Here is a 25483-nt window from a genome sequence, read left to right on the forward strand (position 1 = left end):
CGGCCCTGCATGAGTGTCATCGATTGGTGTGAGCGCGGTTTGATTCCCGACGTGGCGGCACGTTTCGGCATGCGCAGGCTGATGGCCAGGCGGCTGGTCGACGAGGCGGCCGGCAATGGCGAACGTCGCGCCGAACGTTTCGACCGCTTTCTTGCCGAGCTGCGCGCCAGCCCGATCGCGATCGAAACCGGCGCGGCCAACGAGCAGCACTACGAGGTGCCGGCCGAATTCTTCCATCTGCATCTCGGCCCGCGCCTCAAATATTCGTGCTGCCTGTACCCCGGCGGCCACGAGACCCTGGCGGAAGCCGAGGAGCAGATGTTCCGCCTGTACGCCGTGCGCGCCGGGCTGGTCGATGGTCAGTCCCTGCTCGATCTCGGCTGTGGCTGGGGTTCGCTGTCGCTGTGGCTGGCCGAGCGCTACCCGAACTCGCGCGTCGTCGGCCTGTCGAACTCGCATGGCCAGCGCGACTACATCATGGCGCGCGCCGCGGAGCGCGGCTTGCGCAACCTGACGATCCTGACCGGCAACATCGTCGACTTCGAGATGCCGACAACGCAGCTTGCGGGCGGTTTCGATCGCGTGCTGTCGATCGAAATGTTCGAGCACATGAAGAACTACGCCCTGCTGTTTGCCAAGGTCGCGCGCTGGCTCAGGCCGGAAGGCCGTCTGTTCGTGCACGTGTTCGCGCACAAGCTGCTGGCCTATCACTTCGAGTCGCAGGACGAGAGCGACTGGATGAGCCGCTATTTCTTCACCGGCGGGACGATGCCCAGCGAGCATCTGTTCGCGCACTTCCAGGATGATCTGAAGCTCGAAGCGCAGTGGTGGGTCAATGGCCGGCACTACGAGAAGACCTCGAATCACTGGCTCGCCGGCATGGACGCCCGGCGCGACGAGATCATGCCGGTGTTCCGCAGGGCATACGGCGATGCGGACGCCAGAATCTGGTTCCAGCGCTGGCGCATGTTCTACATGGCCGTCGCGGAGCTGTTCGGTTATGCGCGAGGTGAAGAATGGGGCGTCGCGCATTTTCTTTTTTCGCCGCGCCGGTCTGGCGGCACGTCATGAAGTCTCTTGTCTTCGCGCTGATGTTCGCAGGCCTGGCCTGGAGCGGTGTCGCATCGGCGGAGACCTTTGCGTTCTACGGTTATGCCTACGATCTGAAGACCGGCCGCTACCTGTACACGGAAGTCCATCATCAGAACATCGTGGGCGAGCACTGGCTGGGCGGCACGATCCGCTACTACGCGCCGGACGGCCGACTGATCGGTGACAAGACCCTGGACTTCAGCGCCGATCCATTCATTCCGGTCTATCGCTTCGACATGAAGACCGACGGCTATCACGAGGCGATCACGGCGGTCGATGCCGATCACGTGATGATGGAAAAGCGCAGTTCGACGAAGGACAAGCTCGAACGCAAGACCATCGATCACGTGATGCCGATGACGGCGGACTCCGGCTTCCATTCGTTCCTGCGCGCACACTTCGCCGAGCTGATGAGCGGCAAGACCGTGAGCTTCACGCTGGCAGTCGCCGGCAATCTCGACGCCTACCACTTCCGCGCCAGACGCATCGCCGACACGACGTTCGAGGGTCGGCCGGCAGTGCGTTTCCGCGTCGAACCCGATTCGCTGCTGCGCTGGTTCGTCGATCCTCTTGAAGTGACCTACGACCCGAAGCAGGAAAAACTGCTCGAATACCGCGGGCTCGCCAATGTTCCGGATCCGGCGAGCGGCAAGCCCTACGTTGCGCGCATCGCGTACTATTCCCAGCCACCGAAGGACGCTCCCGAACTTCCACCGCTGGATCCGTAATGTCGCCATTGTCGCGCTTCGCCGTTGTCCTCTGCCTCAGCCTGCCCCTGTTCGCTGCCTGCAATCGCAGGCCCGCGGCACCGGAACCGGCTGCACCGGCGGCGGCGAAACCGGCCTTGAGCTTCGACGAAGGTCTCGCCCAGGCCAGGTCGCATCAGTCGCCGCTGATCGTCGATTTCCACGCGCCCTGGTGCTACTCCTGCTACTTCATGGCAACCAATATCCTGACCGGCGCCGACTGGGCGGCAGTCGAGAAGAAGGCCGTGGTCGTCGAAGTCGACGCCGACTCGCCCGACGGCGCGGCGCTGATGCAGAAGTACGGCATCAAGTTCCTGCCGAGCTATCTGGTGCTGAACGCCGGCGGCGACGAACTGGGGCGCATCCTCGGCGAGAAGACCCGCGCCGAGTTCTATCCGCAGATCAACAAACTGGTCGACAGCGGCGAAACACTCGATGCCCTGCGTGCGACGGTCACGGACGGTGCCCCGACGTCGGTCGTCGCCGGCCGCAGCGTGCTGAAGTCCTATCTCGCGCGCTATGACGCCGCTGGTGGCCTGCAGTGGCTGACCACGCTGTCGGCCGACGCGAGCAAGGCGCTGCACGACGACACCGCCGCGGCGCTGACGATCGCGCGTCTGCAGTTTCTGCAGGCCAGCCAGCAGAACGATGGCGATGCGGTACTGCGCATCGGTGCGACCGTGCTGGCCGGCGATCTCGGGTGTGAACGGCCTTACGAACTCGACCGTTATTTCGAGTTCGCGTCGAAGCGGCCTGATGCGCACGCGCTGATTGCAGCACAGCAGCCGGCGGCGGAGAAGCTGGTGGCGACCGGCGTGTTCGGCGACCGCCCCTGCGCCGACAAGCGTTCCGCGGTGCTCTCGCTGGCCGACATCGACGACGCACTCGGCGACCAGACCGCCAAAAAGGCCTTGCTCGAGCGGGCGATCGCCGACGTCGAAAAGGACCTCGGCGGCGACCTGAAGAAGGATCGCAATCTCGACGACAACCTGCGCATCTACAACGACCAGCTTGCGGCGCTGACCGGCAACTACGCGGCCTACGACGCGCTGATGCCGCGCCTGATCGACGCCTGGCCGGATGACTACGTCTACGCCGCGCGCTGGGGCAAGAGCCTGCTCGCACGCGGCGACGCCGCGCAGGCCCTGCCGCAGTTCGAGAAGGCCGCCGAACAGGCCTACGGCATCAATCGTCTGCAGGTCGCCGAACAACGCGTCAAGGCCCTGCAGGCGCTGGATCGCGACGCCGACGCCAGACGCGTCGTCGCCGACGCCCTGAAGGCCAACGGTCCCTGGTTCCCGGATGAAGCGGCCAGGCTGAAGGCACTGATCAAGGCCTGAATCCGGCCGGCGCGCGTCGCCAAGCGCGCCGGCTTCCGGTATAAACGCGCCTCCCGCGGCGCTGCCGCAGGCCCAGCGCCGCCATGACGACCGAACCCGATACCACCGCCCGCCTGCTGATCACCTGTCCGGACCAGCCCGGCATCGTCGCGGCGGTGACCACGTTCCTGTTCCAGCACGGCGTCAACATCACCGAGCTCGATCAGCATTCGACCGATCCGGAAGGTGGCCGCTTCTTCCTGCGGCTCGAATTCCAGACGCCGCATCTCGACGTGCCGCGTGCCGTGCTCGAAACCGCGTTCCGCGAAGCGGTCGCCAGCCGTTTCACGATGGACTGGCGCATCAGCTACGCCGCCGACAAGCCGCGTATGGCAGTGCTGGTGTCGAAGCATGATCACGCCCTGCTCGAACTGCTGTGGCGCTGGCAACGCGGCGAACTGCGGGTCGACATTCCCGTGGTGATTTCCAATCACGCCGATCTGCGCGAGTCGGTGGAACGTTTCGGCGTGCGCTTCGAACACGTTGCGATCGATGCCGCCACCCACGCCGATGCCGAGGCGAGGATGCGGGCGCTGCTCGCCGACCGCACCGACTTCATCGTGCTCGCCCGCTACATGCGAATCCTTTCGGCAGATTTCGTCGCGCACTATCCGCATCGCATCATCAACATCCATCACAGCTTCCTGCCGGCGTTCGTCGGCGCCGATCCCTACCAGCAGGCGTACACGCGCGGCGTCAAGCTGATCGGCGCGACCGCGCATTACGTGACCTCGGATCTCGATCAGGGGCCGATCATCGATCAGGACACCGGCCGCGTGTCGCACCGCCACGAAGTCCCGGACCTGCGTCGCCTCGGTCGCGATCTCGAACGTCAGGTGCTCGCGCGCGCCGTGCGCTGGCATGTCGAGGATCGCGTCATCGTCGACGGCAACAAGACCATCGTCTTTGCCTGAGCGCGGCGGCCGCGGCGTCGTTCACGACGGATTCACCGTGACGCGCCTTCAATGGTGCGATGGCGACGCTCTGGCACTCGCTGAAGCAGGATCCGCAGCAGGCGCGCATGTTGTTGACGGCGCTCGCGCTCGGCGTGGCGATGGCGCTGGAAGCCTTGTGGCCGCGACGTGTCGCACAGCGTCGCCGGCGCTGGCTGGTGAACGTCGTGCTGGTCTTGCTGGCCGGTCTGCTGCTCAGTGTCCTGCCGATCGCCGCGATCGGTGTTGCCGCCTGGGCGCAGGCGCATCGGCTCGGTTTGCTCGCGATCCTGTCGCTGCCGCCGCCGGCCGCGATCGTGGTCGCGGTGATTGCACTCGACGCCGCGATGTACTGGCAGCATCGCTGCATGCACGGGCCGGACTGGCTGTGGCGTCTGCATCGTGTGCATCACAGCGACCTGGAATTCGACGTGACCACGGCGCTGCGTTTTCATCCCGCCGAGTTGCTGGCGGCCTGGACCTGGAAGCTCGCCGCGATCGTGCTGCTCGGCGCGTCACCGCTTGCGGTGCTGGTCTTCGAAACGCTGACCGGCATCTACTCGCTGTTCATCCACTCCAACCTGCATCTGCCCGAGCGCTGGGATCGCCGTCTGCGCATGCTGCTGGTGACGCCCGATCTGCACCGCGTCCATCACTCCGTGCGCATCGACGAAGGCAATCGCAACTTCGGCACGATTCTCACGCTCTGGGATCGCGTTTTCGCCAGCCACTGCGGCCGGCCGCTGGACGGCCACGATGGCATGCAGCTCGGCCTGCCGGTGTTTCGCGATGCAGACGCGCAGTCCCTGCCGGCCCTGCTCTGGCAGCCGCTGCGTGGGGCCGCGGGACCGGAGATCATGCCGACGGACGCTGCACCGAACGGCGGTCGCGACCGCGGTTCATGAGCGGTGCGCGCGGCGCCTGCCAGGCGCGACCGGCGGCAGGGCGTCGTCGACGCTGAGGGCGCTCGGGACGTGCTGGACGAGATGATCGATCAGCGCGCGCACCGAGGGCAGGGTCTCGCGACGGCTGGCGAACACCAGATGGATGTCGCGTTCCGCCGAGCTCCAGTGCCTGGCGACGCGCAGCAGCGAACCGTCTTCGAGGCTGGGCCAGACCACGCGCAAGGGCAGCAGTGCGATCCCGACACCGCCGAGCGCGGCCTGCATCTGCACGGTGAAATCCGAGCACAGCATGCGGGGCCGGTGCGCCAGGCGGAAGCTGTCGCCGTCGCGGCTCAGCAATGACCAGCTCTGCTCCGGGCCTTCGCGCAGACCGCTGATCGTCGCCTGCGCGGCGAAGTGCGCCGGATCGTCGCCGGGCCGATGCGTGGCGACGTAGTCCGGGCTGGCGACCAGCACCATGCGCCCGGACGCGATGCGGCGCGCGACGAGGCCCGGATCGCCGAGACCGGCGCCGCCAGTGCGCAGCGCGATGTCGATGCGCTCTTCAAGCAGGTTGATCACGCGGTCGGTGGAGTCGAGTTCGACGCGCACCTTCGGATACTGGCGCATGAAGTCGGCGATCAGGCGCGTGACGTAGAACTGCGCCATTGCCGAGGGGCAGGTCATGCGCACGGTGCCAGCCGGCTCGCTGCGCAACTGTTCGACCGCCAGCCTCGCCGCATCGGCCTCGACCAGCATCGCCGCGCAATGCTCGTGGAATGCGCGGCCGGCCTCGGTCAGTGCGAGACGGCGCGTACTGCGCCGGAGCAGCCGCGTGCCGAGGCGATCCTCGAGCAGCGCGATGCGACGGCTGAGCTTGGATTTGCTGATGTGCGCATGCCGCTCGGCGGCGCTGAAGCCGCCGTGTTCGACGATCAGGGCGAAATAGCGCAGATCATTGAGGTCCATTCTGATCGTCCTATTTTCAGAACAATGAGTTGCAAAATTACCGGATTACGGTCTATTTGCAACATCCGTATCGTCTGTTCCCGTCAAACACGCCCCGATGGGGCAACTTCCAAGGAGCAGCACGATGGAACCTCGCCTCAATTTCTACAAAGCCAGCCCGAACGCGATGAAAGCGATGATGGGTCTCGAAGCGCACGTCGCGGCCAGCGGGCTCGAAAAGCCGCTCGTCGAACTGGTCCGTCTGCGCGCCTCGCTGATCAATGGCTGTGCCTACTGCGTCGACATGCACACGACGGACGCGCGCAAGGCTGGCGAAACCGATCGGCGTCTGGCGACGCTTGCGGTCTGGCAGGAAGCGCCGTTGTTCAGCGACCGCGAACGCGCGGCCCTGGAATGGACCGAGGTGGTGACGCAGGTGGCGGACGGCCACGTGCCGGACGAGGTCTGGGCCCGCGTCAAGCCGCAGTTCACACCGGAAGAGATGGTCGATCTGACGCTGCTGATCTCGGCGATCAATGCCTGGAACCGCTTCGCGATCGCGTTCCGCAAGCAGCTGGACTGAGCGCTGCGGGCAGGGCGCGTCGTGCCGTCGGAAACCGCATCGGGCGGGCGCCGCTCGCGCCGGGGCGCCTCGCTCGCCAAGCGGATCACGAGATCCGCTTGGCGAACACCTGCTGGTGCTTGGTCGCAGCATAGCCCTGACGGCGATAGAACGCGTGGGCGCGCTCGCGGCTCAGATTGGAGCGCACGCGCACTTCGTGATGGCCGCGCTGCCGTGCCCAGTTCTCCGCCGCCGCGACCAGCGCCGCACCGATGCCGGTGCTGCGCAGCTGCTCGTCGACGACCAGTCCGGCGATTTCCGCGAAGCTTTCGCTTTCCAGCGAATGTCGCAGCATCACGTGCAGCCAGCCGGTGACGGCGTCATCGCTGACGGCCACCAGCACAGCGTGATCGGCCTTTGCGAGCAGGATATGCAGGCGTCTGCGATGCGCATCGGCGTCGTCGCGGTAGCCGAACATCGCCGACAGGCGGGAGATCGTCGGCGCGTCGTCGGGCGTCGCGACACGCAGGGTGTACTTCATCGCAGCCTCCGGCCGGGCGGGTCGTTCAGCCGCCATTGTGCAGCGATGCGCGATACCGCGGCAGCGGCCGGGATCTGCGCGGCCGTGCCCGATCACGCCTTCGAAGGGATATCAGAGCCATGTTGAGCATCCACCGCAATGATCATCGCGAGCCCGTCGTCTGGCATGCCGGCGAGGATTTTCCCGCTGGTGCCGTCTGGTTCGATCTGTCGGCGCCGGACAGCGACGAGCTGCGACGCATCGAAGCGATGACCGGGTCCGCCGTGCCGAGACCCGAGCAGCTCAGCGCGTTGGGACTCGCACAACGCAATCGCGACGACGAGCACACCCTGCACATGCAGCTCACCTTGTTCGCGGACGAAGCCGGCGCCGTGGACACACCGCTTGGTATCGCCCTCGACGAGCGGTTCATGATCAGCCTCGCCTATACGCCCTCGTCGATCGTCGAACACGCCGGCAGCCAGTGGCGACAGGCGCGCGAGCAGACGCCGGCCTCGGCGTTCGCCATGCTGCTCGAAACCGCGATCAACGAGATCGCCGCACGGATGCAGCAGATCGCTGCCGATCTGGCAACGCTGTCGGACGAAGTGTTTGTCGAGCGTGCGCGGCGTACCGACGAGCTGCACGACATGATGCTTCGGGTGGGCCGGCTCGAAGGTCGGCTCGCACGCTTCCGGCCGTCGCTGCTCGGTTTCGCGCGCACCCTGGGTTTCGTCGACAACCGCGCACCGGACTGGCTGTCGAAGGCCGCGCGCTCGCGGCTCAAGGTGATCGCCAGCGATCTGAAGACGCTCGAAGAGTTCGACGACCAGCTGACCGAGAAACTGCAGTTCCTGCTCGACGCCATCCTCGGCTTCATCAGCACCGCGCAGAACGCGGTGATGAAACTGCTGACCGTGGTGTCGGTCGTCACCATTCCACCCGTCATCCTCGCTGGCGTCTGGGGAATGAACTTCCGGCACATGCCGGAACTCGACAAGCTCTGGGGCTATCCGGCGGCGCTCACCGCATTGCTGCTGAGCATGCTGCCGCCGCTGCTGTGGTTCAGGCTGCGCGGCTGGCTGGGGAAGGATTGAGTGGAGCGGCCTTGCGCCGGAAATGGCGACGCGGACGTTGAAGTCCGCTGGCATTCGCTGAAATCGTGCGCTCGGAGCGGGGCCTCAACCCCGCTCGTTCGTGCGGCAGGAAGCGCCACTGGCGCTTCCTGAAATCCTGCACTCGACAATGGGGCCCCAGCCCCATTGGTTCGCCCGGCAAGGATTGCCACTGGCAATCCTTGAAAGCCCGGGCTCACTCCCAGACCACTTTTTCCTTGACGTTGGGCGCGTGCTTCTCGAGCAGCTCGCCGTACTTTTTCTCGACCTCGTTGCGCTTGACCTTCATGGTCGGCGTCATGATGTTGTTGTCGATCGTCCATGCGTCCCTGGCGACGATGATCTTGGCGATCTCTTCGTGGTTTTCGAGCGTGGCGTTGACGGCATTCATTTCGGCGATCAGGCCGGCTTCGACTTCGGAGCGGGGCTTGCGGGCGCCGTCGGCGCTGAGCGTGACGATCATGATCGGCTGCTTGAGGCCGGTGCCGACGAAGCAGAGCTGGTCGATGTCGGTATCGCGCGACAGCGCGCCTTCGATCGGCGCCGGCGCAACGTACTTGCCCTTGAGCGTCTTGAAGATGTCCTTGGTGCGGCCAGTGATGTACAGATAGCCGTCTTCGTCGATGCGGCCCTTGTCTCCGGTGCGCAACCAGCCGTCGCTGGTGAACAGCTCGGCGGTCTTTTCGGCGTCGTGGTAGTAGCCCTGCGTGACGGCGGCATGCTTGAACTGGATTTCGCCGTCTTCGGCGATGCGCATGTCGGCACCGGGCTGTGCACGGCCCACCGAACCCCAGCGGTTGGCGCCCGGCAGGTTGGCAGTGGCGTAGATGTTGTTTTCGGTCATGCCGTAGCCCTGCAGCACGTCGATGTCGAGCCTGGCCAGCCATTTCATCAGCGGGATCGGCATCGGCGCGGCGCCGACGAACAGATAGCGGGCGTTCTGCAGGCCCATGCCTTTCTTGATCTTCTTCTTGATCAGCGACGACACCACCGGGATCTTCAGCAGGCGATCGAGTTTCTTCTGCGGCAGCTTCTTGAGGATGCCGGCCTGGAAGCGGCCGTAGACCAGCGGGACGCCGAAGAAGCGCGTCGGCGCGACTTCCGGCAGCTGCTCGGCGAGCTTCTCGAGGTTCTCGAGGAAGAACACTTCGGCGCCGTAGTAGATCGAACCGAGTTCGACCGCGCCGCGTTCGAAGGCATGGGCAAGCGGCAGGTACGAGAAGAAGCGCTCCTGGCCCTTGCCCGGCATCGCCTTGAGCATGCCCTCGCCGGCGAACAGCATGTTGCCGATCGTGATGATCACACCCTTGGGGTTGCCGGTGGTGCCCGAGGTGTAGATCAGGGTGTAGATCGACGACGGATCGGGCGTCTGGTAGCCGGCGAACGGCTCGGACGCGCGCACCAGGTCGTCCCATTTGTGATCGCACTGGCCGACGCCTTCGTACGGGAAGCCGATCTTGATCGTGCCTTCCGGTACCGCGGCCATGAACTCGTCGGCGTCCGGCATCGGCCCGACGAAGATCGCCTTGGTGTCGGAATGCGTCAGGATGAACTTGACGGCGTCGCCCGACTGCTTCGGATACAGGCCGACACTGATGTAACCGGCCATCGCGATCGCCAGATCGGCGAGGAACCAGTGTGCGGTATTGCGGCCGGAGATTGCGATGCGCGAACCGGCCGGCAGACCGAGCTTGCGCAGCGCCGTGGCCATGCCGCGGACCTGGGCTTCGCATTCGGCAAAACTGTATTTCTTCCAGATGCCGTCGACCGGTTGATACAGCCAGGCCTTGTTCGGCTGCTCCTTGGCCCACTGCAGCAGCATTTCGACCGGATTCTTGAGAGACATCGGAACTCCTTGTTATCGGGATTCGGCATGACGGCACGCCGTACCGTCATGCGATGCCGGAACCTGCCGCGCACGACGACGGCGTGGTGCGGTTCCTGTATCGCTGCGGGCGGACGTCCGGCGCGGCATTGCGCGGATCAGCAGTTCCCCCCGGACTGTACGGCTGCTGCCAGGGCTGCGCGGCGTTGGGGGCGACGCCGGACGACCTCGGTTGGCCGCATTGTAGCGGCGGCACCGCGTTGACGGGGAGCCGCGCGTCGGCGCCATTGGCAAACCGCCATCACGCTCGCAAGATGTACGATTTGCAGAAGAGAGGATTTGATGAAGCGCATTGCGATATCGCTGCTCGTGGTCGCTGCGATCGCCGGCTATCTGCTGTTCTGGCCGGTGCCGTTCGTGCCGGTGCTGTGGCAGCCCGCGCCGGCGCCGTCGGCCGACGCCTATCCGCGGAACGATCGGCTGCGCAATATCGAAAGACTCGCCGACAAGCTCGGCCGCGGCCCGGAAGGCATCACCGTCGACGCCCAGGGCCGGATCTATGCCGGTTACGACGACGGCCGCGTGATGCGCTTCGACGGCGACGGTGCGAACGGCGTGCTGCTGGCCAATACCGGCGGCCGTCCGCTCGGCATCAGCGTCGGCGACAAGGGACTGTTCGTTGCCGACGCACGCAAGGGCCTGCTGCAGATCAGGGACGACGGCAGCGTCGTCGTGCTCAGCACGTCCGCCGACGGGCAGCCGTTCAAGTTCGTCGACGATGTCGCGCAGTCGCCGGTCGACCCCTATCTGTATTTCACGGACGCGTCGGCGCGCTTCGGCATCGACCAGCTGATGGCGGATGTGCTCGAACACGGCGACACTGGCCGCCTGCTGCGCTACGACCCGGCCACCGGCGAGACCAGGACCCTGATGCACGGCCTGCATTTCGCGAATGGCGTGGCGATCGGTCCCGGCGCGAGTTATCTGCTGGTCTCGGAAACCAATGAATACCGGATCTGGCGCTACTGGCTGAAAGGCGTGAAGGCCGGTCAGCAGGATGTCTTCGCCGACAATCTGCCGGGTTTTCCGGACAATCTCAGCATCAATGGCGACCGCGTCTGGCAGGCTCTGTACGCACCGCGCAAGCCGGCGCTCGATGCGATCGCCGATTCGCCGCTGCTGCGCAAGATCGCCTACCGTCTGCCGGCCTTCCTGCAGCCGAAGCCGGCCCTGCACAGCTGGGTGCTGGCGTTCGACCTGGACGGCCATCTGGTTCACGACCTGCAGTACGCCGGCGATCCGTCCGATGCGCAGGCGCCGACCCCATACGGTCCGATCACCAGCGTCCGTCAGGTCGGCGGCACCCTGTACTTCGGCAGCCTCAGCGACACCGCGATCGGCCGCCTCGTGATGCCGGACACGCCGGCCGGGGCCGCGACACCGTGAGCGAGCGTTACGACGCCGTCATCGTCGGCGCCGGCCACAATGGCCTGGTCTGCGCAAACTACCTCGCGCGTGCCGGCAGGAAGGTGCTGGTGCTCGAACGCCGCGGCATCGTCGGCGGCGCCGCCGTCAGCGAGGAGATCGCGCCGGGTTATCGCGCGTCGACCGCCTCCTACCTGATCTCGCTGCTGTTGCCGGACATCGAACGCGAACTCGAACTCGCGCGGCATGGTTACAAAGTGCTGCCGCGCAATCCCTCGTCGTTCACGCCGTTGCCCGACGGACGCTCGCTGCTGATGGGGCCGGACGCCGAGCTGAACCGTCGCGAGATCGCGAAGTTCTCGACCCGCGACGCCGAGGCCTACCCACGCTACGAAGCCTGGCTGACGCGCATTGCCGAGGCACTGGAGCCGGCACTCGAAGACATTCCGCCGGAGCTGTTGCCGCTGCCGGCGCATGTCCGCAGGCGCGGCGTATTCGAGCAACTGCGCAATCTGCGGCGCGCGCTGCGTTTTCATCGCGCGCTGAAAAAACTCGGCGACGATCTGCCGACCGCGCTCGAGCTGCTGACCGGGCCGGCGACGCCGATCCTCGATCGCTGGTTCGAATCCGACGCGCTGAAAGCGACGCTGGCGACCGATGCCATCATCGGCGCGATGTCGCCGCCGTCGGCTGCCGGCACCGGCTACGTGCTGCTGCATCACGTGATGGGGGTCGCCGGTGGCGCGCGCGGCGTCTGGGGCTATGTCGAAGGCGGCATGGGCGCTCTGAGCACGGCCTTGCGTCGCAGCGCCGAGGCGGCCGGGGTCTCGATCCGGGTCGATGCGCCGGTCGCGCAAATCGAGGCGCAGGGCGGCAGGGCGGTGGCGGTGCGGCTCGCATCCGGTGAACGCATCGCCGCGCACGCCATCATCTCGAACGCGACGCCCGCGGTGACCTTCCTGCAGCTGCTCGACGCCGCCGCATTGCCGCCGGCGTTTCGTGCGGCGGTGACGCGCATCGACTATTCGAGTGCGGTGATGAAGATCAATCTCGCGCTGTCGGACCTGCCGGACTTCAGGTGCATGCCGGGCGCGACGGTCGGCCCGCAGCATCGCGGCACCATTCACATCAGTCCGACGCTGGAGTACATCGAACGCGCCTACGAGGACGCGCGTCGCGGCGAACCGTCGCGGCAGCCGGTGATCGAGATGACCCTGCCGACCTCGGTCGACACGACGCTGGCGCCGGCCGGCCATCACATCGCGCAGCTGTTCGTGCAGTACGCGCCGTACCGGCTGGCCGACGGCAGCTGGGACGAACACGGCGAGGCCTTTGCCGAGCGTTGCATCGACGCCATCAACGACTATGCGCCGAATTTCCGCGCCTCGGTGCTGCATCGCCAGCTGCTGTCGCCGCTGGAACTCGAACGACGTTTCGCACTGACCGGCGGCAACATCTTTCACGGCGCGATGTCGCTGCATCAGCTGTTCGGTTTCCGGCCGGTGCCGGGCTGGGGCGACTACCGCACGCCGCTCGCCGGGCTGTATCTGTGCGGTGCCGGCGCGCATCCCGGCGGCGGCGTCAGCGGTGCGCCCGGTCGCAATGCGGCGCGCGTGCTGCTGCAGGATCTCTGAGTGCCGGAATCAGAGCGCAAGCTCCGGATGGGGCCGTCGTCGGCAGCCGCCTAAGCTCGTCCGCACACTGTGAAAACGGAAGCGCGTGACATGAATACCGAGATCCCCGATGACGCTGTCTGCTGGCAGGCCGTGCAAACGCGCGACGCCGCGATGGACGGCCGGTTCTTCTATGGCGTGATGACCACCGGCGTCTATTGCCGGCCGTCCTGTGCATCGCGCCAACCGCTGCGCAGGAACCTGCGCTTCTACCGCGATGCGGCGTCCGCCGAGCGCGACGGCCTGCGGCCCTGCAAGCGCTGCAAGCCGCGCGATCCTGCGGCCGGCGCCGAAGCGGCGCGCATCGCCGAGGTCTGCCGCTACATCGAGACGCATGTCGACGCGAAGTTGTCGCTCGCCGCCCTCGCGCAGCGTGCACACCTGAGTCCGTTTCATTTCCAGCGGCGCTTCAAGGCGATCGTCGGGCTCAGCCCGCGCGAGTACGCCGATGCCTGCCGCCTGAAAACCCTGCGCCGCGAATTGCGCGCCGCGCCCTCGCTGAGCGACGCGATCTACGGGGCCGGTTACGGCTCCGGCAGCCGCGTCTACGAAAGGATCGACACGCGGCTCGGCATGACGCCGGCCGAATACCGGGCCGGCGGGCAGGGCGTCGCGATTTCGTACGCCTGCGGGCAGACGCCGCTGGGACAGATCCTGATCGGCGCCAGTGACCGCGGCATCTGCTTCCTGCAATTCGGCGATGACGACGCGAGCCTGATCGCGGCATTGCGCAGCGAATATCCGCAAGCGCGCATTGCGGCGATGGCGCCGGTCCGGGCGCCGCAGTTCCACGACTGGATGCAGCGCCTCGGCGAGCATCTTGCCGGGCGCCGGCCGCAGCTCGAACTGCCGCTGCATACCCGCGGCACGGCGTTCCAGCTCGAAGTCTGGAAGTATTTGCAGACGATCCCCTACGGCGAAGTGCGTTCGTATTCGGAGGTGGCCGCGGCGATCGGCAAGCCGAGCGCGGTGCGTGCGGTGGCCAGCGCCTGCGCGCGCAATCACGTCGCACTGCTGGTGCCCTGCCATCGCGTGATTCGCGGCGACGGCGCGCTGTCCGGCTATCGCTGGGGACTGGAGCGCAAACGCGTGCTGATCGATCAGGAACGCGCGACGCGCGGCGGTCGCTGAGGTGGCGGACACCCTGCGCTTCGCGCTGGCCGTGCGCCAGCCGTTTCCGTGGCCGGCGCTGCTCGGCTATTTCGAGTCGCGGCTGATCGAAGGCTTCGAGACGATCGACGCTGCGGGCTACACGCGCTGCGAGCGCGCGCTGCGGCTGCAGGTCGGCTACGACGCGGCGGACGGGCGGCTCGACGTCGTCGCGGCAGGCCTGTCGCGCTCCGAGGCCGAAGCGCGCGTCGTGCAACTGTTCCGTCCGCAGCATGATGGTCGTGTGATCGAAGCCGCGCTCGCGCGCAGTCCGGCGCTCGCGGCGCGCATCGCCGCCTGTCCCGGCTTTCGCCCGCTCGGCTGCTGGTCGGCTTTCGAGCTGTGCATCCGCACGCTGATCGGCCAGCAGGTGACGGTGGCCGCCGCACGCACCTTGCTGAAACGCCTGATCGCGCGCTGCGGCGAGCTGACGCCGGCGGCGGTCGTGCGGGCCGATCTCGAGCAGCTCGGCATGCCCGGCAAGCGGGTCGCGGCGATTCGCGGTTTCGCTGCCGCCGTCGCCGACGGCGACCTTGCACTCGATCAGCCCTGGACCCGGCTCGAGGCGCGTCTCGCGCGTCAACCCGGTTTCGGCCCCTGGACGCGTGCCTATCTGGCGATCCGTCTCGGTCGCAACGACGATGCGTTTCCCGACACCGACATCGGCCTGCTGCGCGCTGCCGGCGTGGCGACGCCGCGCGAGCTGCGTGAGCTGGCCGAAGCCTGGCGCCCCTATCGCGGCCACGCCGCGACTCTGCTGTGGGCGGTGGCGCCATGAGTGGCGCCGGGATCGCCGCCGGCATCGCGCAGCTGGACTGGTCCGCGCTGCATGCGCAGCTCGATGCACGCGGTCACGCGGTGACACCGGTTCTGCTCGACGAGGCGCAGCGTCGGCGGCTGATCGCACTCCACGAACAGGACGATCGTTTCCGTTCGCGCGTCGTCATGCAGCGGCACGGCTTCGGTCGCGGCGAATACCGGTATTTCGACTACCCGCTGCCGCCGATCGTGCAGGCGCTGCGGGCCGGGTTCTACGCGCAGCTGGTACCGCTGGCGATGCGGTGGGCGGCGCAGCTCGGCGTCGACAGGTCTTATCCGGCCGATCTCGAAGGCTTTCTCGCGGCCTGTCGTGCGGCGGGACAGTGCAAACCGACGCCGCTGTTGCTGCGCTATGCCGCCGGCGACTACAACTGCCTGCATCGCGATCTCTACGGCGAGCAGCAGTTTCCGCTGCAGATCATCGTCCAGCTCAATGCGCCGGGCGAGGATTTCAGCGGTGGTGAACTGGTGCTGGTCGAACAGCGGCCGCGCGCGCAATCGATCGCCCGCGTCGTGACACTGCCGGCCGGTGCGGCGGCGATCATCGCCGTCCATCACCGGCCGGTCGCGGGCACGCGCGGCTGGTATCGCGCGCAACTGCGCCACGGCGTCAGCGAAATCCGCCGTGGCCAGCGTCACACGCTCGGCGTCATCCTGCACGACGCCGCCTGAGCGACCGAAGCAGCGCGCTACTTCGACGATTCGGCGCTCGCCTGCAGCGTGTCGCCCGCCGACAGGCACTGACCGCCGGTGCCGTCGGCATTGAATTGCGTGCTGCCGCCGGGCAGTGCGCGACAGGCGATCCAGTTGACGCCCCAGTCGTTGTCCTTGCCGGCGAGCAACTGATCGTCGGTTGGCACGCGAATGCTGCCGTGCGCCGGCACTGCGCGCGTCCTGCGCTGTGCAACACGGTCGCAGGCGCGAATCTCGGCGCCGTCGTCGGCAATGCAGTACGAAACCGTGACGGCGTAGTCGCAGTGATTGCTGAGCATCGGCGTGACGTCCGACATCGAGTCCTGCATCGGGCGGTGCCGCGCATCGAGACGGATGCAATCGTTGGCGCCTCGCGCGATGCCCGGGTCCAGCACGATCGAGCCCGTCGTCGCGCTCGCCGCCGGCTCGCCGGTCGCGGCGTTGCCGATCAGGGGCAGGGCGATGACGGCGCTTGCGATGCCGAGTGTCAGTTGCTTCCAGTTTGCAGTTGTCATGTCGTATCCCCTCGTGGTCTGCAGCCCGGTCAGGCGCTGCCTTGCGATCCCGGCGATTCCGCACAGCGGCGGGCGTTCCGTGATCCTGGCGACGTGGCGATGCGTCGGCATTGCCGTGCGTCTCGGCTCTGAGATGCGTGACCGCCGCCCAGGGTTTAATACCGGCATGCTTCCGGTTTGCGACCGGCTCGCGGCGCCGTCGCGGACCCCACTGTGCGGCGCGCACAAAAAAGCCCGCCTCGTCTGCACGAAGCGGGCACTTTGGCGTTCGGCGCGTCAGCTGTTGACGGCCATCCGGTACTCGATGCCGCCGTCGCGCTTGATGTCGGCGAAGTACTGTTCGGCAGTGAACTGATCGACCTCGATCGCCGCCAGCCGCGCCGCATGCGCCTCATGGAGTTGCCGGGCTTCCTGTGCGTTGACGATCCCGGCCTGCACCGCGGCGTCGGCGATCTCGGCTGGCGCCGGACCGCGCGGCAGCTGCCGGCTGCGTTGTGCCTGTGCGATGCGATCGTGGAAGCCCTGCGTCTGGCTGACCAGCCTGAATGCCTTGAGCAGACGGCCGGTGCCGCTGTTGTCGGCCGAAGGCAGGAAGACATTGCTCGCGAGCCGTTCGTATTGCGCGCCGTACTGCTGGATCACGCGCGCGGCGCGCACCGACAATTCGTCTTTCGGCATCGCGCCGACCGGATTGGCGCGTGCCTCGAACACGCCGATGGTCTTCATCCACGCACCGAGCGGGCCGTCGAAGTTCTGGTAGATGCCGACGAACGCCTCCTGCACCTGTGCCAGCGCGTACTGGCAGGCGTAATGGACCAGCGGCAGGTCTTCGGCCTTGCGGCCCTCGGCCTCGAAGCGGCGCAGCGCACCGAGCGCGAGGATCTGCCACGCGAGCGCATCGGCATAGCGGCCGGTGAGCTTGCCGCGCGCCTTGAGCTTGCCGCCGATCGCGAACATCGCCAGATCGGTCAGCACGCCGAAACGCGCTGCCGACCATCCCAGACGCCGGTAGTAGCCGCGCGTTTCCGGCGCGACGTCCGGCACCGACACGAAGGCGCCGCGCGTCAGGAAGTGAGCTTCGGCGCGGAAGATGCCGGCGATGAAATGACCGATCCAGCCGAGCAGGTTCTTGCGGAACTTCGGCACGTCGCTGTTCTCGACCGCGTGCACGACGTTGAGCGCGTAGGGATGGCAACGCGTCGCGCCCTGGCCGAAGATCATCAGCGTGCGCGTCATGATGTTGGCGCCCTCGACGGTGATCGATACCGGCGCCGACTTGTACATCATGCCGAGGATGTTGCTCGGCCCCTGCATGACGCCGGCGCCGGAGAACACGTCCATCGCGTCGCTGATCAGCTGGCGGCTGATGTCCGTCGTGTACGCCTTCATCACCGACGACACCACCGGCGGCTGGATGCCGTTGTCGACCGCGGTGCAACCGAAGATGCGCGCGCCTTCCATCATGTACGACAGCGCCGCGATCTTGCCGACCTTGTCTTCGATGCCTTCCATGTGGCCGATCGAAATGCCGAACTGCTGACGCACGACCGAGTACGCACCGGTCATCGCCGACGCGACGCGCGCGGCACCGACCGCGCCGGCCGGCAGCGATACCATGCGGCCACCAGCGAGCTGTTCCATCAGCATGCGCCAGCCCTGGCCGGCGTATTCGGCACCGCCGATGATGTTGTCGACCGGCACGATCACATCCTTGCCGAGCAGCGGGCCGTTGTAGAACGGATCGCCGATCGGATCGTGATGATCGCCGTGCGTGAAGCCCGGCGTGCCTTCGTGAATCATCACGCAGGTGATGCCGACGTCCTCGCCTTTGCCCAGCAGATTTTCGGGGTCATGGACGCGACAGGCGAGCGTCACCAGATTGGCGATCGGCGCGAGCGTGATGTAACGCTTGCGGAAATTGAGCTTGAGCTTGAGCGTGCCGTCGCCGTCGCGGAACATCAGGCCCTCTGCCTTGATGCTGGCCGCGTCCGAGCCGGCGGTTGGCTCCGTCAGGCCGAAGCAGGGGATGTATTCGCCGCGCGCAAGCTTCGGCAGATACACATCCTTTTGTGCCTGCGTGCCGTAGTGCTTGATCAGCTCGGCCGCGCCCAGCGAATTCGGAATCACGACCAGGGTGCCGACCGCGGCGTTGTACGCCGACAGCTTGGCCATGATCGTCGAGATTGCCAGCGTCGAGAATTCCAGCCCGCCGTAACGCTTCGGAATCAGGAAGGACATGAAGCCCTTCTTTTTGACGAACTCGAAGACCTCGTCGGGGATCCGCTTGCTGCGCTGCACGTCGTAGCGATCGAACATCGCCAGCAGCTCGTTGCACGGGCCGTCGATGAACGCCTGCTCTTCGGCCGTCAGTTGGCCGTAGGGCTCGGCGAGCACCTTGGCGAAGTCCGCCTTGCCGGAAAAGAACTGGCCGTCGATCCACACCGAGCCGGCTTCGAGCGCCTGGCGCTCGGTGTCGGAAATCTGCGGCAGGATCTTGGCGGCCTGCATCCACTTCATCAGTGCCTTGAACATGAATCTCTCCGAAGTTTGAACGTCAACTGTTGCGCGATCGTCGCGGCCTCACCATGGCCGCAGCGCAGACCCCGGCGCGGCGCTGATGCGAATCCGATCGCGACGCAGGCGCGCATCCTTCACGCCCCGGTCGTACCCGCAGTCGCGGCCATGACGCCGACGGCCGTGCTTCCTAGACGAAGGCCTGATTGTCCCTGGCCATCCTGAGCAGCAGCTTGCCCGGCTTGAAGCGCGCGCCGTAGCGCTTCTCCAGTGCCTTTGCGCGTTTCACGAACGCGGCGCTGCCATGGGCGTTGATGAATTGCAGGGCGCCGCCCTGATGTGGCGCGAAGCCCCAGCCGAAGATCGAGCCGATGTTGGTGTCGGCAACGGTTTCGACGACGCCTTCCTCGAAACACTTCGCGGCCTCGATCGCCTGCGCGAACATCAGGCGGTCGATCAGCTCGCTCTGCGCGGGCTGTTCGCTTGCGACAGGAAACTGCGTGGCAAGACCGTCCCAGAGATGCTTGTGCGCACCGGAGGGATAGTCGTAGAAACCCTTGCCGGCCTTCTTGCCGGGGCGGTCGAGTTCACGAACCATCTTCTCGATCACCGCGTTGGCCGGATGCCCGACGTAGGGCCTGCCTTCGGCGGCGAAATCCTTGCGTGTCTGGTCGAGGATATGCAACGACAGTGACAGCGAGACTTCATCCTGCAGAGCCAATGGCCCGACCGGCATGCCGGCCTGCAGACCGGCGACTTCGATCGACCGCGGATGCACGCCGTCGAGCAGCAGCGCGATGCCTTCCATCACGTAGGTCGCGAATACGCGCGAGGTGTAGAAGCCGCGCGAGTCGTTGACGACGATCGGCGTCTTGCGGATCTGCTGCACGTAGTCGAACGCGCGCGCCAGGGTTTCCGGCGAGGTCTTCCTGCCCTTGATGATTTCGACCAGCGGCATCTTGTCGACCGGCGAGAAGAAATGCAGGCCGATGAAATGCTTCGGCCGCTCGCTGGCCTGTGCGAGGCCGGTGATCGGCAGCGTTGAAGTGTTCGATGCGAAGACCGCGGTCTTCGCGAGCACCGCTTCGGCCTTCCTGGTGACGTCGGCCTTGAGGGCGCGATCCTCGAACACCGCTTCGATGATCAGATCGCAGCCGTCGAGATCTTCATACGCCGTGGTCGCCTTGATACGTGCGAGCAGCGCGTCGCGCGCCTCGGCGGTGGTACGGCCCTTCTTCAGATCCTTGTCGAGCAGGCCGGCGGAATAGGCCTTGCCCTTGTCGGCGGCGTCCTGCGTGGTATCGAGCAGCACCACGTCAATGCCGACCTGGGCCGACACGTACGCGATGCCGGCGCCCATCATGCCGGCGCCGAGCACGCCGAGCTTCGTGACCTTGCTGCGCTCGAAGCCTTCCGGGCGTGATTTGCCCTTGTTGATCGCATTGAGCTGGAACCACAGCGAGCCGATCATGTTCTTCGACACCTGCGAGACCACGCAGTTGGCGAAGTAGCGTGATTCGAGCCGACAGGCCGTGTCGAAGTCGACGAGGCCGCCTTCGAACACGCAGGACATGATGTTGCCGATCGCCGGGAAATTGCCCCAGCTCTTGGCGCTGGCCATCGACGGCGCGATCGCCCACATCTGCACGTTGGCCGGACTCTTGGAATCGCCGCCCGGCCATTTGAATTTCTTGTCGTCCCAGGGCTGCGCCGCCTGCGGGTTGGCGGCGATCCACGCGCGCGCCTTCGCCATCATGTCGGCGGCGTCGCTGGCGAGCTCGTGAATGATGCCTTGTTGTTTTGCTTGCGCCGGTTTGAGCGCCTTGCCTTCGAGCATCAGTGGCAGCGCCGCCTGAATGCCGATCAGACGCGGCAGACGCTGCGTACCGCCGCCGCCCGGCAGCAGACCGAGTTTGGATTCCGGCAGACCGAACTGCGCTTTCGGATTGTCGATCGCGATGCGGTAATGGCAGCCGAGCGCAAGTTCGAGACCGCCACCGAGCGCGGTGCCGTTGAGGGCCGCGACCACGGGGCGGCCGCAGGTTTCAAGGCGGCGCAGGAAGGCTTTGAAATCTTCAGCGAGCTTGAATGCGTCTTCGGCGTTCGTCATCGCGAACACTTTGTCGATGTCGGCGCCGGCCAGAAATTCCTTCTTGCCGGAGGTCAGGATCGCGCCCCTGATCGACGCATCGGCTTCGATCTTCGCAATCGCGTCGGCGAGCGGGGCACTGAGTTCGTCATTGAGCACGTTCATCGAACGGCCCGGCATGTCGAGGGTCAGCGTGACGATGCCGTCGGCATCCTTTTCGAATTTCACGGCGCTGTGATGGGTCGTATCCATGTTGTCGTTCCTCACACGCGCTCGATGATCGTGGCGATGCCCATGCCGGCACCGACGCACAGCGAAACCAGACCGGTCTGCTTGTCCTGGCGTTCCAGCTCGTCGAGCAGGGTGCCGAGAATCATCGCGCCGGTTGCACCGAGCGGATGGCCGAGGGCGATCGCCCCGCCGTTGACGTTGACCTTGTCCGGATCGATCTGCAGATCGCGGATCGCGCGCAGCACGACCGCGGCGAACGCCTCGTTGATCTCGAACAGGTCGATGTCGGACGCGTTCATGCCGGCCTTCTTCAGCGCCTTCTGCGATGCCGGCGCGATGCCGGTCAGCATGATCGTCGGTTCGGAGCCGATCACCGCCGCGGCGCGAATGCGGGCGCGTGGCTTGACGCCGAGCTTGCGACCGATCTTCTTGCTGCCGATCAGCACGGCCGCGGCGCCATCGACGATGCCCGACGAATTGCCGGCGTGATGGACGTGCTCGACCTGTTCGATCGTCGTGTATTTGCGCAGCGCCGTCGCGTCGAAACCCATCTGTCCCATCTGCGCGAACGAAGGTTTCAGTGTCGCGAGACTGTCGACCGTGGTGTCGGGGCGTATGTATTCGTCGTGATCGAGCACCACCATGCCGTTGAGGTCACGCACCGGCACCAGCGATTTGGCGTAGCGCTTCTCTGCGCGCGCGACCGTCGCGCGCTGTTGCGAGCGCACCGCAAACGCGTCGACATCGCGACGCGAAAAGCCTTCGAGCGTCGCGATCAGATCGGCGCCGATGCCCTGCGGCGCGAAGCCGGTCTGCTGGTTGACGCGCGGGTCCATCGCCCAGGCGCCGCCATCCGAGCCCATCGCCCAGCGCGACATGCTTTCGACGCCGCCACCGACGACCAGATCCTCGAAGCCGGACATCACTTTCATCGCCGCGAGGTTCACCGATTCCAGGCCGGAGGCGCAGAAGCGCGACTGCGTGACGCCGGCGACGGTTTGTGCCCATCCGGCGTACAGCGCGGCGACGCGCGCGATGTCCGCGCCCTGTTCGCCGATCGGCGTGACGCAACCGAGCACGATGTCGTCGACCAGCGAGGTGTCGAGGTGATTGCGCGTTTCGATGGCACGCAGGCAGGTCGCGATCAGTTCGATCGGCGTGACCTGATGCAGGCTGCCGTCCTTTTTGCCCTTGCCGCGCGGGGTGCGGACGGTGTCGTAGATGAAGGCGTCGGTCATGGCGCTCCGGGGGTTGCCAGTATCGGTAATTAAAATTACCATTCGCGCATTCCGGGAGCCGGGATGCGAACGTGAACGCGCGACATCGGCCGCGGTCGATGTCGATGTCCACTCTATCCAGCAGGCTGGAGCCGGTCAATACGTCAGCGTATGGCCTCGCTCGAATCGACAGTAACAGGTCTTACTCGAAGGATATTTTCATGCGCCGAAGTGATGCCGTGGTCAGTGATCGCAGCCAGCTCGATGCCGCTACCAAGGCGCGCATCGAACAGGCCGTGCTCGATGTCTTTTCCGAACGCGAATTCCACCGCGTCGGTCTGATCGAGATCGCGCGGGCGGCGAACGTCTCGCTGCAGACCATTTACAAGTACTACGGCAGCAAGGAGGCGCTGCTGTTCTCCAGCCTCGACGTCTGGCTGGGCAAGCTCGCGGTGCGCATGATCGATCACCTGCAGGGCATCGAGGACTACAAGGAACGCCTGCGCAAGGTGTTCTGGGTCAGCCTCGACTTCTACGAGAAGAATCCCAAGCTGATGCAGCTGCAGATGAGTTCGGTCTACGTCAACACCTGGCGCAAGCACGAGCAGTTCGACAATCCCGAGCTGTTCGGCACCTTCCTCAAGGTGCTCCACGAGGGCCGCGGGAAGGGCATCATCACCGACGAGGTCGACGAGAAATACGTGCTCGATTTCATCATGGGCACGCTGGCCCGCATCGTGCAGATGTACGTGCATCGCGGCATGAAGGAATCGCTGACGGCACAGGCGAATCCGATGTTCGAGATGCTCTGGCGCGCCATCGCGAAGAAGCCATGAATCCGTCTGCTGCGCGGCCCGAGTTCGCACCGGCGATGCTCGCTGTGCTTCAGCACAGCTGCGCGTGGCCGGCGCGAACTCGGGCCTGCTCGCAACGACGGCTACATGGCTTCTAGACTATTGCGATGAAAACCATCGTTACGCAGATTTTTGCCGGCGCGGTGCAGGCGATGCCGGGCGACGGGCGGCCGACGGGGATTTTCAAGCGCGCGGTCGATGGCGAGGTGGAGATCGGCTACGAGGGCATCGTCTGCGACGCGCAGGCGGACAGGCGCGTGCACGGTGGGCCGGAGAAGGCGCTGCATCATTTTCCGGCGCTGAACTATGCGCTGTTCGTGCCACGCTTTCCGGAGATCGCGGCGCAGTTCGTGCCCGGTTCGATCGGCGAGAATTTCTCGACCGGCGAATGGCGCGAGGAGGATGTCTGCATCGGCGATGTCTACGCGCTTGGCTCGGCGCGCATCCAGCTCAATCAGCCGCGCTCGCCGTGCTGGAAGATCGATGCGCGTTACGGCGTCGACGGCCTGACGAAGTTCGTCGCCGAGCAGGGCGTCGCCGGCTGGTACTACCGCGTGCTGGCGCCGGGGCATTGCCGTGCCGGGGATGCGCTGGCGTTGATCGAGCGCCCGGCGCATCCGGTCAGCCTGCGCGAATACTGGGACCTGCGACATGCGCACCGGCCGGAGCCGGCTGCGCTGCAGCGCCTGATCGATACGCCGGGTCTGGCGCCTGACAAGCGGGAAGGCTGGCAGCAGCGCCTGACCTGGCTGCTCGCGAACCCGCCCTGATCGATTGCCGGAGCGCGCTTCGCGCACGACCGTTGCGGCCGGCGGCGACTCAGCGATAAAACCAGGCGCCGAGCGTGCGGGCGATGACGAACAGGCCGAGGCCGATCAGCACCAGACCCATCGCGTGATCGATGCGGTGCGCCTGACGACGCACCGCGCGGCGCAGGCCGTCGTGCGACAACAGCAGGGCCAGGGTGGCGAACCAGGCGAAGGTCGCCAGCGGCAGCCAGATCGCGAGCACCCACATCAGGGTCGCCGAGATCGGGCCGCTGACGACGGCCGTGAACAGCGCGACGAAGAACAGCGTCACCTTCGGATTCAGCAGGTTGGTTGCCAGTCCGGTTCCGTAATTGCGCTTCCAGTCGCCGGCCACGGGCGCCGGCGCATCGCTGGCGACTTCCGGCAGCGGCCGCGCACGCAAGGCCTTGACGCCCATCCAGATCAGAAAGCCGGCGCCGACCAGGGCAATCACCCACAGCGCCCAGGGCAGGGTCCGCGTCAGCCAGCGCAGTCCGAACAGGCTGTAGCTGACATGGAACAGGATGCCGGTGCCGATACCGGCCGCCGTCCACAGGCCGGCGGCACGCCCATGCGCGAGCGACTGGCGCGTGACGATCGCGAAGTCCGGTCCCGGGCTGATGACGCCGAGGGCATGGGCGGCGGCCACCGCGCCGAACACGGCCAGTCCGCTGCTGGCCATCAGACGGCGTAGGTGGCGTCGAGATAGGCGAGGATGTTCGCCGACTCGAACATTTCGGTGCCGGTGTTCGGGTCGATCAGATACGGCACCTGCACATGACCGGCACGCGCGAGCAGCGCGGCGCGGTTGCGCGACGTCGCCTTTTCGCTCTTGAACCAGCGGTCGCGCACAGTCGGCGGACCGATGTCCCTGGGCGCGCCCTTGCCGGTGCTGCGCAGCCGGTACGGCAGCTCCAGCTCGCACAGGCGCTCACGCACCAGACGCGAATACGGACTGGTTTCGAAGCTGTACAGCTCCAGCGGCTGGGCCGCGGCGCGCGAAGGCCGCACCATCAGTCCGCGTCCCAGTTGCGCGGCGCTCGCCAGCGTCGAGCTGGCGACCTTGAGTGCTCGGTTCAGGCCGCGGGCGCTGCCGACGCGGCCTTCGTAGGTCTGAGCCAGGTATTCGACGATGTCGGCCGATTCGTAGAGCTTGCGGCCCGTGTTCGGATCGACCAGCAGCGGGAACAAGGCCTTGCCGCCGAGTTCGCGGGCCTGCGGCCGGAATCGTTCGCCGCCTTTCGGACACGGCCGGATCAAGACATCGAGGTCGAGCCGGGTCAGGGTTTCACGGACCAGACGGCAGTACGGGCAGGCCTCGATGTCGTACAGCTCCAGCATTTCGGCCGGTTGCTGGCGTGCCGGGCGAAAGGCAACGCTGCCGCGCCAGCCGGCGAGGGTGCTGACCAGAACCGAACGACCGACGGCGAGTGCGCGCATGCGTAGGCATCCATGAAGCGGGAGAACGGGCCTTTTTAAACGCTTTTGCGTGCCGGTGCATCTATTCCGGCAA

The 25483-nt window shown here is 66.2% G+C and carries 23 protein-coding genes; 14 read left to right on the forward strand and 9 right to left on the reverse strand.

The window, feature by feature from the left end; genetic code table 11:
• Positions 1-9 precede the first annotated feature (9 nt).
• The 5 genes from G7Y85_RS18340 to G7Y85_RS18360 all read left to right on the forward strand — a co-directional run bounded on the left by G7Y85_RS18340 (position 10) and on the right by G7Y85_RS18360 (position 5054).
• Positions 10-1071 (forward strand): SAM-dependent methyltransferase, encoded by a 1062-nt coding sequence (locus tag G7Y85_RS18340; protein WP_166260907.1) that lies wholly within the window; start codon positions 10-12, stop codon positions 1069-1071.
• Positions 1068-1820, forward strand: coding sequence for a hypothetical protein (locus tag G7Y85_RS18345; RefSeq protein ID WP_166260910.1), 753 nt, complete (start codon positions 1068-1070; stop codon positions 1818-1820). The genes G7Y85_RS18340 and G7Y85_RS18345 overlap by 4 nt, the downstream gene beginning before the upstream one ends.
• Positions 1820-3178, forward strand: coding sequence for a thioredoxin family protein (locus G7Y85_RS18350; protein WP_166260913.1), 1359 nt, complete (start codon positions 1820-1822; stop codon positions 3176-3178). The genes G7Y85_RS18345 and G7Y85_RS18350 overlap by 1 nt, the downstream gene beginning before the upstream one ends.
• A gap of 83 nt (positions 3179-3261) precedes the next feature.
• Positions 3262-4131, forward strand: coding sequence for a formyltetrahydrofolate deformylase (purU, locus tag G7Y85_RS18355; protein WP_166260916.1), 870 nt, complete (start codon positions 3262-3264; stop codon positions 4129-4131).
• Positions 4132-4190: 59 nt separating this feature from the next.
• On the forward strand, positions 4191-5054 hold the full coding sequence (locus G7Y85_RS18360; RefSeq protein WP_166260919.1) for a sterol desaturase family protein: 864 nt from the start codon (positions 4191-4193) through the stop codon (positions 5052-5054).
• On the opposite strand, the gene G7Y85_RS18365 is transcribed toward G7Y85_RS18360, so the two are convergent.
• Complete coding sequence (locus G7Y85_RS18365) at positions 5049-6002, reverse strand: LysR substrate-binding domain-containing protein (RefSeq protein WP_166260922.1); 954 nt, start codon at positions 6000-6002, stop codon at positions 5049-5051. The genes G7Y85_RS18360 and G7Y85_RS18365 overlap by 6 nt on opposite strands.
• Before the next feature lie 124 nt (positions 6003-6126).
• On the opposite strand from G7Y85_RS18365, the gene G7Y85_RS18370 reads away from it, so the two are divergent.
• A complete protein-coding gene (locus tag G7Y85_RS18370) occupies positions 6127-6564 on the forward strand; it encodes a carboxymuconolactone decarboxylase family protein (protein ID WP_166260925.1) in 438 nt (145 codons plus the stop codon).
• An 85-nt stretch (positions 6565-6649) separates the two neighbouring features.
• Here G7Y85_RS18370 and G7Y85_RS18375 read toward each other — a convergent pair whose 3' ends face one another.
• The gene (locus tag G7Y85_RS18375; RefSeq protein ID WP_166260928.1) at positions 6650-7084 is read right to left on the reverse strand and encodes a GNAT family N-acetyltransferase; all 435 of its coding nucleotides are present in this window, start codon (positions 7082-7084) and stop codon (positions 6650-6652) included.
• A gap of 119 nt (positions 7085-7203) precedes the next feature.
• Here G7Y85_RS18375 and G7Y85_RS18380 point away from each other — a divergent pair, with 119 nt between their 5' ends.
• Positions 7204-8160, forward strand: coding sequence for a CorA family divalent cation transporter (locus G7Y85_RS18380; protein WP_166260931.1), 957 nt, complete (start codon positions 7204-7206; stop codon positions 8158-8160).
• Positions 8161-8374: 214 nt separating this feature from the next.
• Here the strand turns inward: G7Y85_RS18380 and G7Y85_RS18385 are convergent, their stop codons facing one another.
• Positions 8375-10024: an AMP-binding protein gene (locus G7Y85_RS18385; protein ID WP_166260934.1), complete on the reverse strand. Its 1650-nt coding sequence runs from the start codon at positions 10022-10024 to the stop codon at positions 8375-8377.
• Between the two features lie 321 nt (positions 10025-10345).
• On the opposite strand from G7Y85_RS18385, the gene G7Y85_RS18390 reads away from it, so the two are divergent.
• The 5 genes from G7Y85_RS18390 to G7Y85_RS18410 all read left to right on the forward strand — a co-directional run bounded on the left by G7Y85_RS18390 (position 10346) and on the right by G7Y85_RS18410 (position 15741).
• Positions 10346-11449 (forward strand): SMP-30/gluconolactonase/LRE family protein, encoded by a 1104-nt coding sequence (locus G7Y85_RS18390; RefSeq protein WP_166260937.1) that lies wholly within the window; start codon positions 10346-10348, stop codon positions 11447-11449.
• Positions 11446-13062 (forward strand): phytoene desaturase family protein, encoded by a 1617-nt coding sequence (locus G7Y85_RS18395; RefSeq protein WP_166260940.1) that lies wholly within the window; start codon positions 11446-11448, stop codon positions 13060-13062. The genes G7Y85_RS18390 and G7Y85_RS18395 overlap by 4 nt, the downstream gene beginning before the upstream one ends.
• Before the next feature lie 90 nt (positions 13063-13152).
• Positions 13153-14232: a bifunctional DNA-binding transcriptional regulator/O6-methylguanine-DNA methyltransferase Ada gene (ada, locus tag G7Y85_RS18400; protein WP_166260943.1), complete on the forward strand. Its 1080-nt coding sequence runs from the start codon at positions 13153-13155 to the stop codon at positions 14230-14232.
• A gap of 1 nt (position 14233) precedes the next feature.
• The gene (locus G7Y85_RS18405) at positions 14234-15028 is read left to right on the forward strand and encodes a DNA-3-methyladenine glycosylase 2 (protein ID WP_166260947.1); all 795 of its coding nucleotides are present in this window, start codon (positions 14234-14236) and stop codon (positions 15026-15028) included.
• A complete protein-coding gene (locus G7Y85_RS18410) occupies positions 15025-15741 on the forward strand; it encodes a 2OG-Fe(II) oxygenase (protein WP_166260950.1) in 717 nt (238 codons plus the stop codon). The genes G7Y85_RS18405 and G7Y85_RS18410 overlap by 4 nt, the downstream gene beginning before the upstream one ends.
• 17 nt (positions 15742-15758) lie before the next feature.
• Here the strand turns inward: G7Y85_RS18410 and G7Y85_RS18415 are convergent, their stop codons facing one another.
• The 4 genes from G7Y85_RS18415 to G7Y85_RS18430 all read right to left on the reverse strand — a co-directional run bounded on the left by G7Y85_RS18415 (position 15759) and on the right by G7Y85_RS18430 (position 22349).
• Positions 15759-16277, reverse strand: coding sequence for a hypothetical protein (locus G7Y85_RS18415; RefSeq protein ID WP_166260953.1), 519 nt, complete (start codon positions 16275-16277; stop codon positions 15759-15761).
• Positions 16278-16553: 276 nt separating this feature from the next.
• Positions 16554-18809 carry an acyl-CoA dehydrogenase gene (locus tag G7Y85_RS18420; protein WP_166260956.1) on the reverse strand — a complete coding sequence of 752 codons (2256 nt, stop codon included), beginning with the start codon at positions 18807-18809 and terminating at the stop codon, positions 16554-16556.
• A gap of 172 nt (positions 18810-18981) precedes the next feature.
• A complete protein-coding gene (locus G7Y85_RS18425; RefSeq protein ID WP_166260958.1) occupies positions 18982-21132 on the reverse strand; it encodes a 3-hydroxyacyl-CoA dehydrogenase NAD-binding domain-containing protein in 2151 nt (716 codons plus the stop codon).
• A gap of 11 nt (positions 21133-21143) precedes the next feature.
• Positions 21144-22349 (reverse strand): acetyl-CoA C-acetyltransferase, encoded by a 1206-nt coding sequence (locus G7Y85_RS18430; protein ID WP_166260960.1) that lies wholly within the window; start codon positions 22347-22349, stop codon positions 21144-21146.
• Between the two features lie 200 nt (positions 22350-22549).
• Between G7Y85_RS18430 and G7Y85_RS18435 the strand changes: the two genes are divergently transcribed.
• Together G7Y85_RS18435 and G7Y85_RS18440 are read left to right on the forward strand one after the other, a co-directional pair.
• Entirely contained in the window at positions 22550-23164 is a 615-nt protein-coding gene (locus G7Y85_RS18435; protein ID WP_194241242.1) for a TetR/AcrR family transcriptional regulator, read from the forward strand.
• 125 nt (positions 23165-23289) lie between these two features.
• The gene (locus G7Y85_RS18440) at positions 23290-23952 is read left to right on the forward strand and encodes an MOSC domain-containing protein (RefSeq protein ID WP_166260962.1); all 663 of its coding nucleotides are present in this window, start codon (positions 23290-23292) and stop codon (positions 23950-23952) included.
• A gap of 49 nt (positions 23953-24001) precedes the next feature.
• On the opposite strand, the gene G7Y85_RS18445 is transcribed toward G7Y85_RS18440, so the two are convergent.
• Positions 24002-24652, reverse strand: coding sequence for a LysE family translocator (locus tag G7Y85_RS18445; RefSeq protein WP_166260964.1), 651 nt, complete (start codon positions 24650-24652; stop codon positions 24002-24004).
• On the reverse strand, positions 24652-25410 hold the full coding sequence (locus G7Y85_RS18450) for a glutathione S-transferase N-terminal domain-containing protein (protein ID WP_166260966.1): 759 nt from the start codon (positions 25408-25410) through the stop codon (positions 24652-24654). The genes G7Y85_RS18445 and G7Y85_RS18450 overlap by 1 nt, the downstream gene beginning before the upstream one ends.
• Positions 25411-25483 lie beyond the last annotated feature (73 nt).

Origin of the sequence: Solimonas terrae (assembly GCF_011067135.1) — a bacterium.
Lineage (GTDB): Bacteria > Pseudomonadota > Gammaproteobacteria > Nevskiales > Nevskiaceae > Solimonas > Solimonas terrae.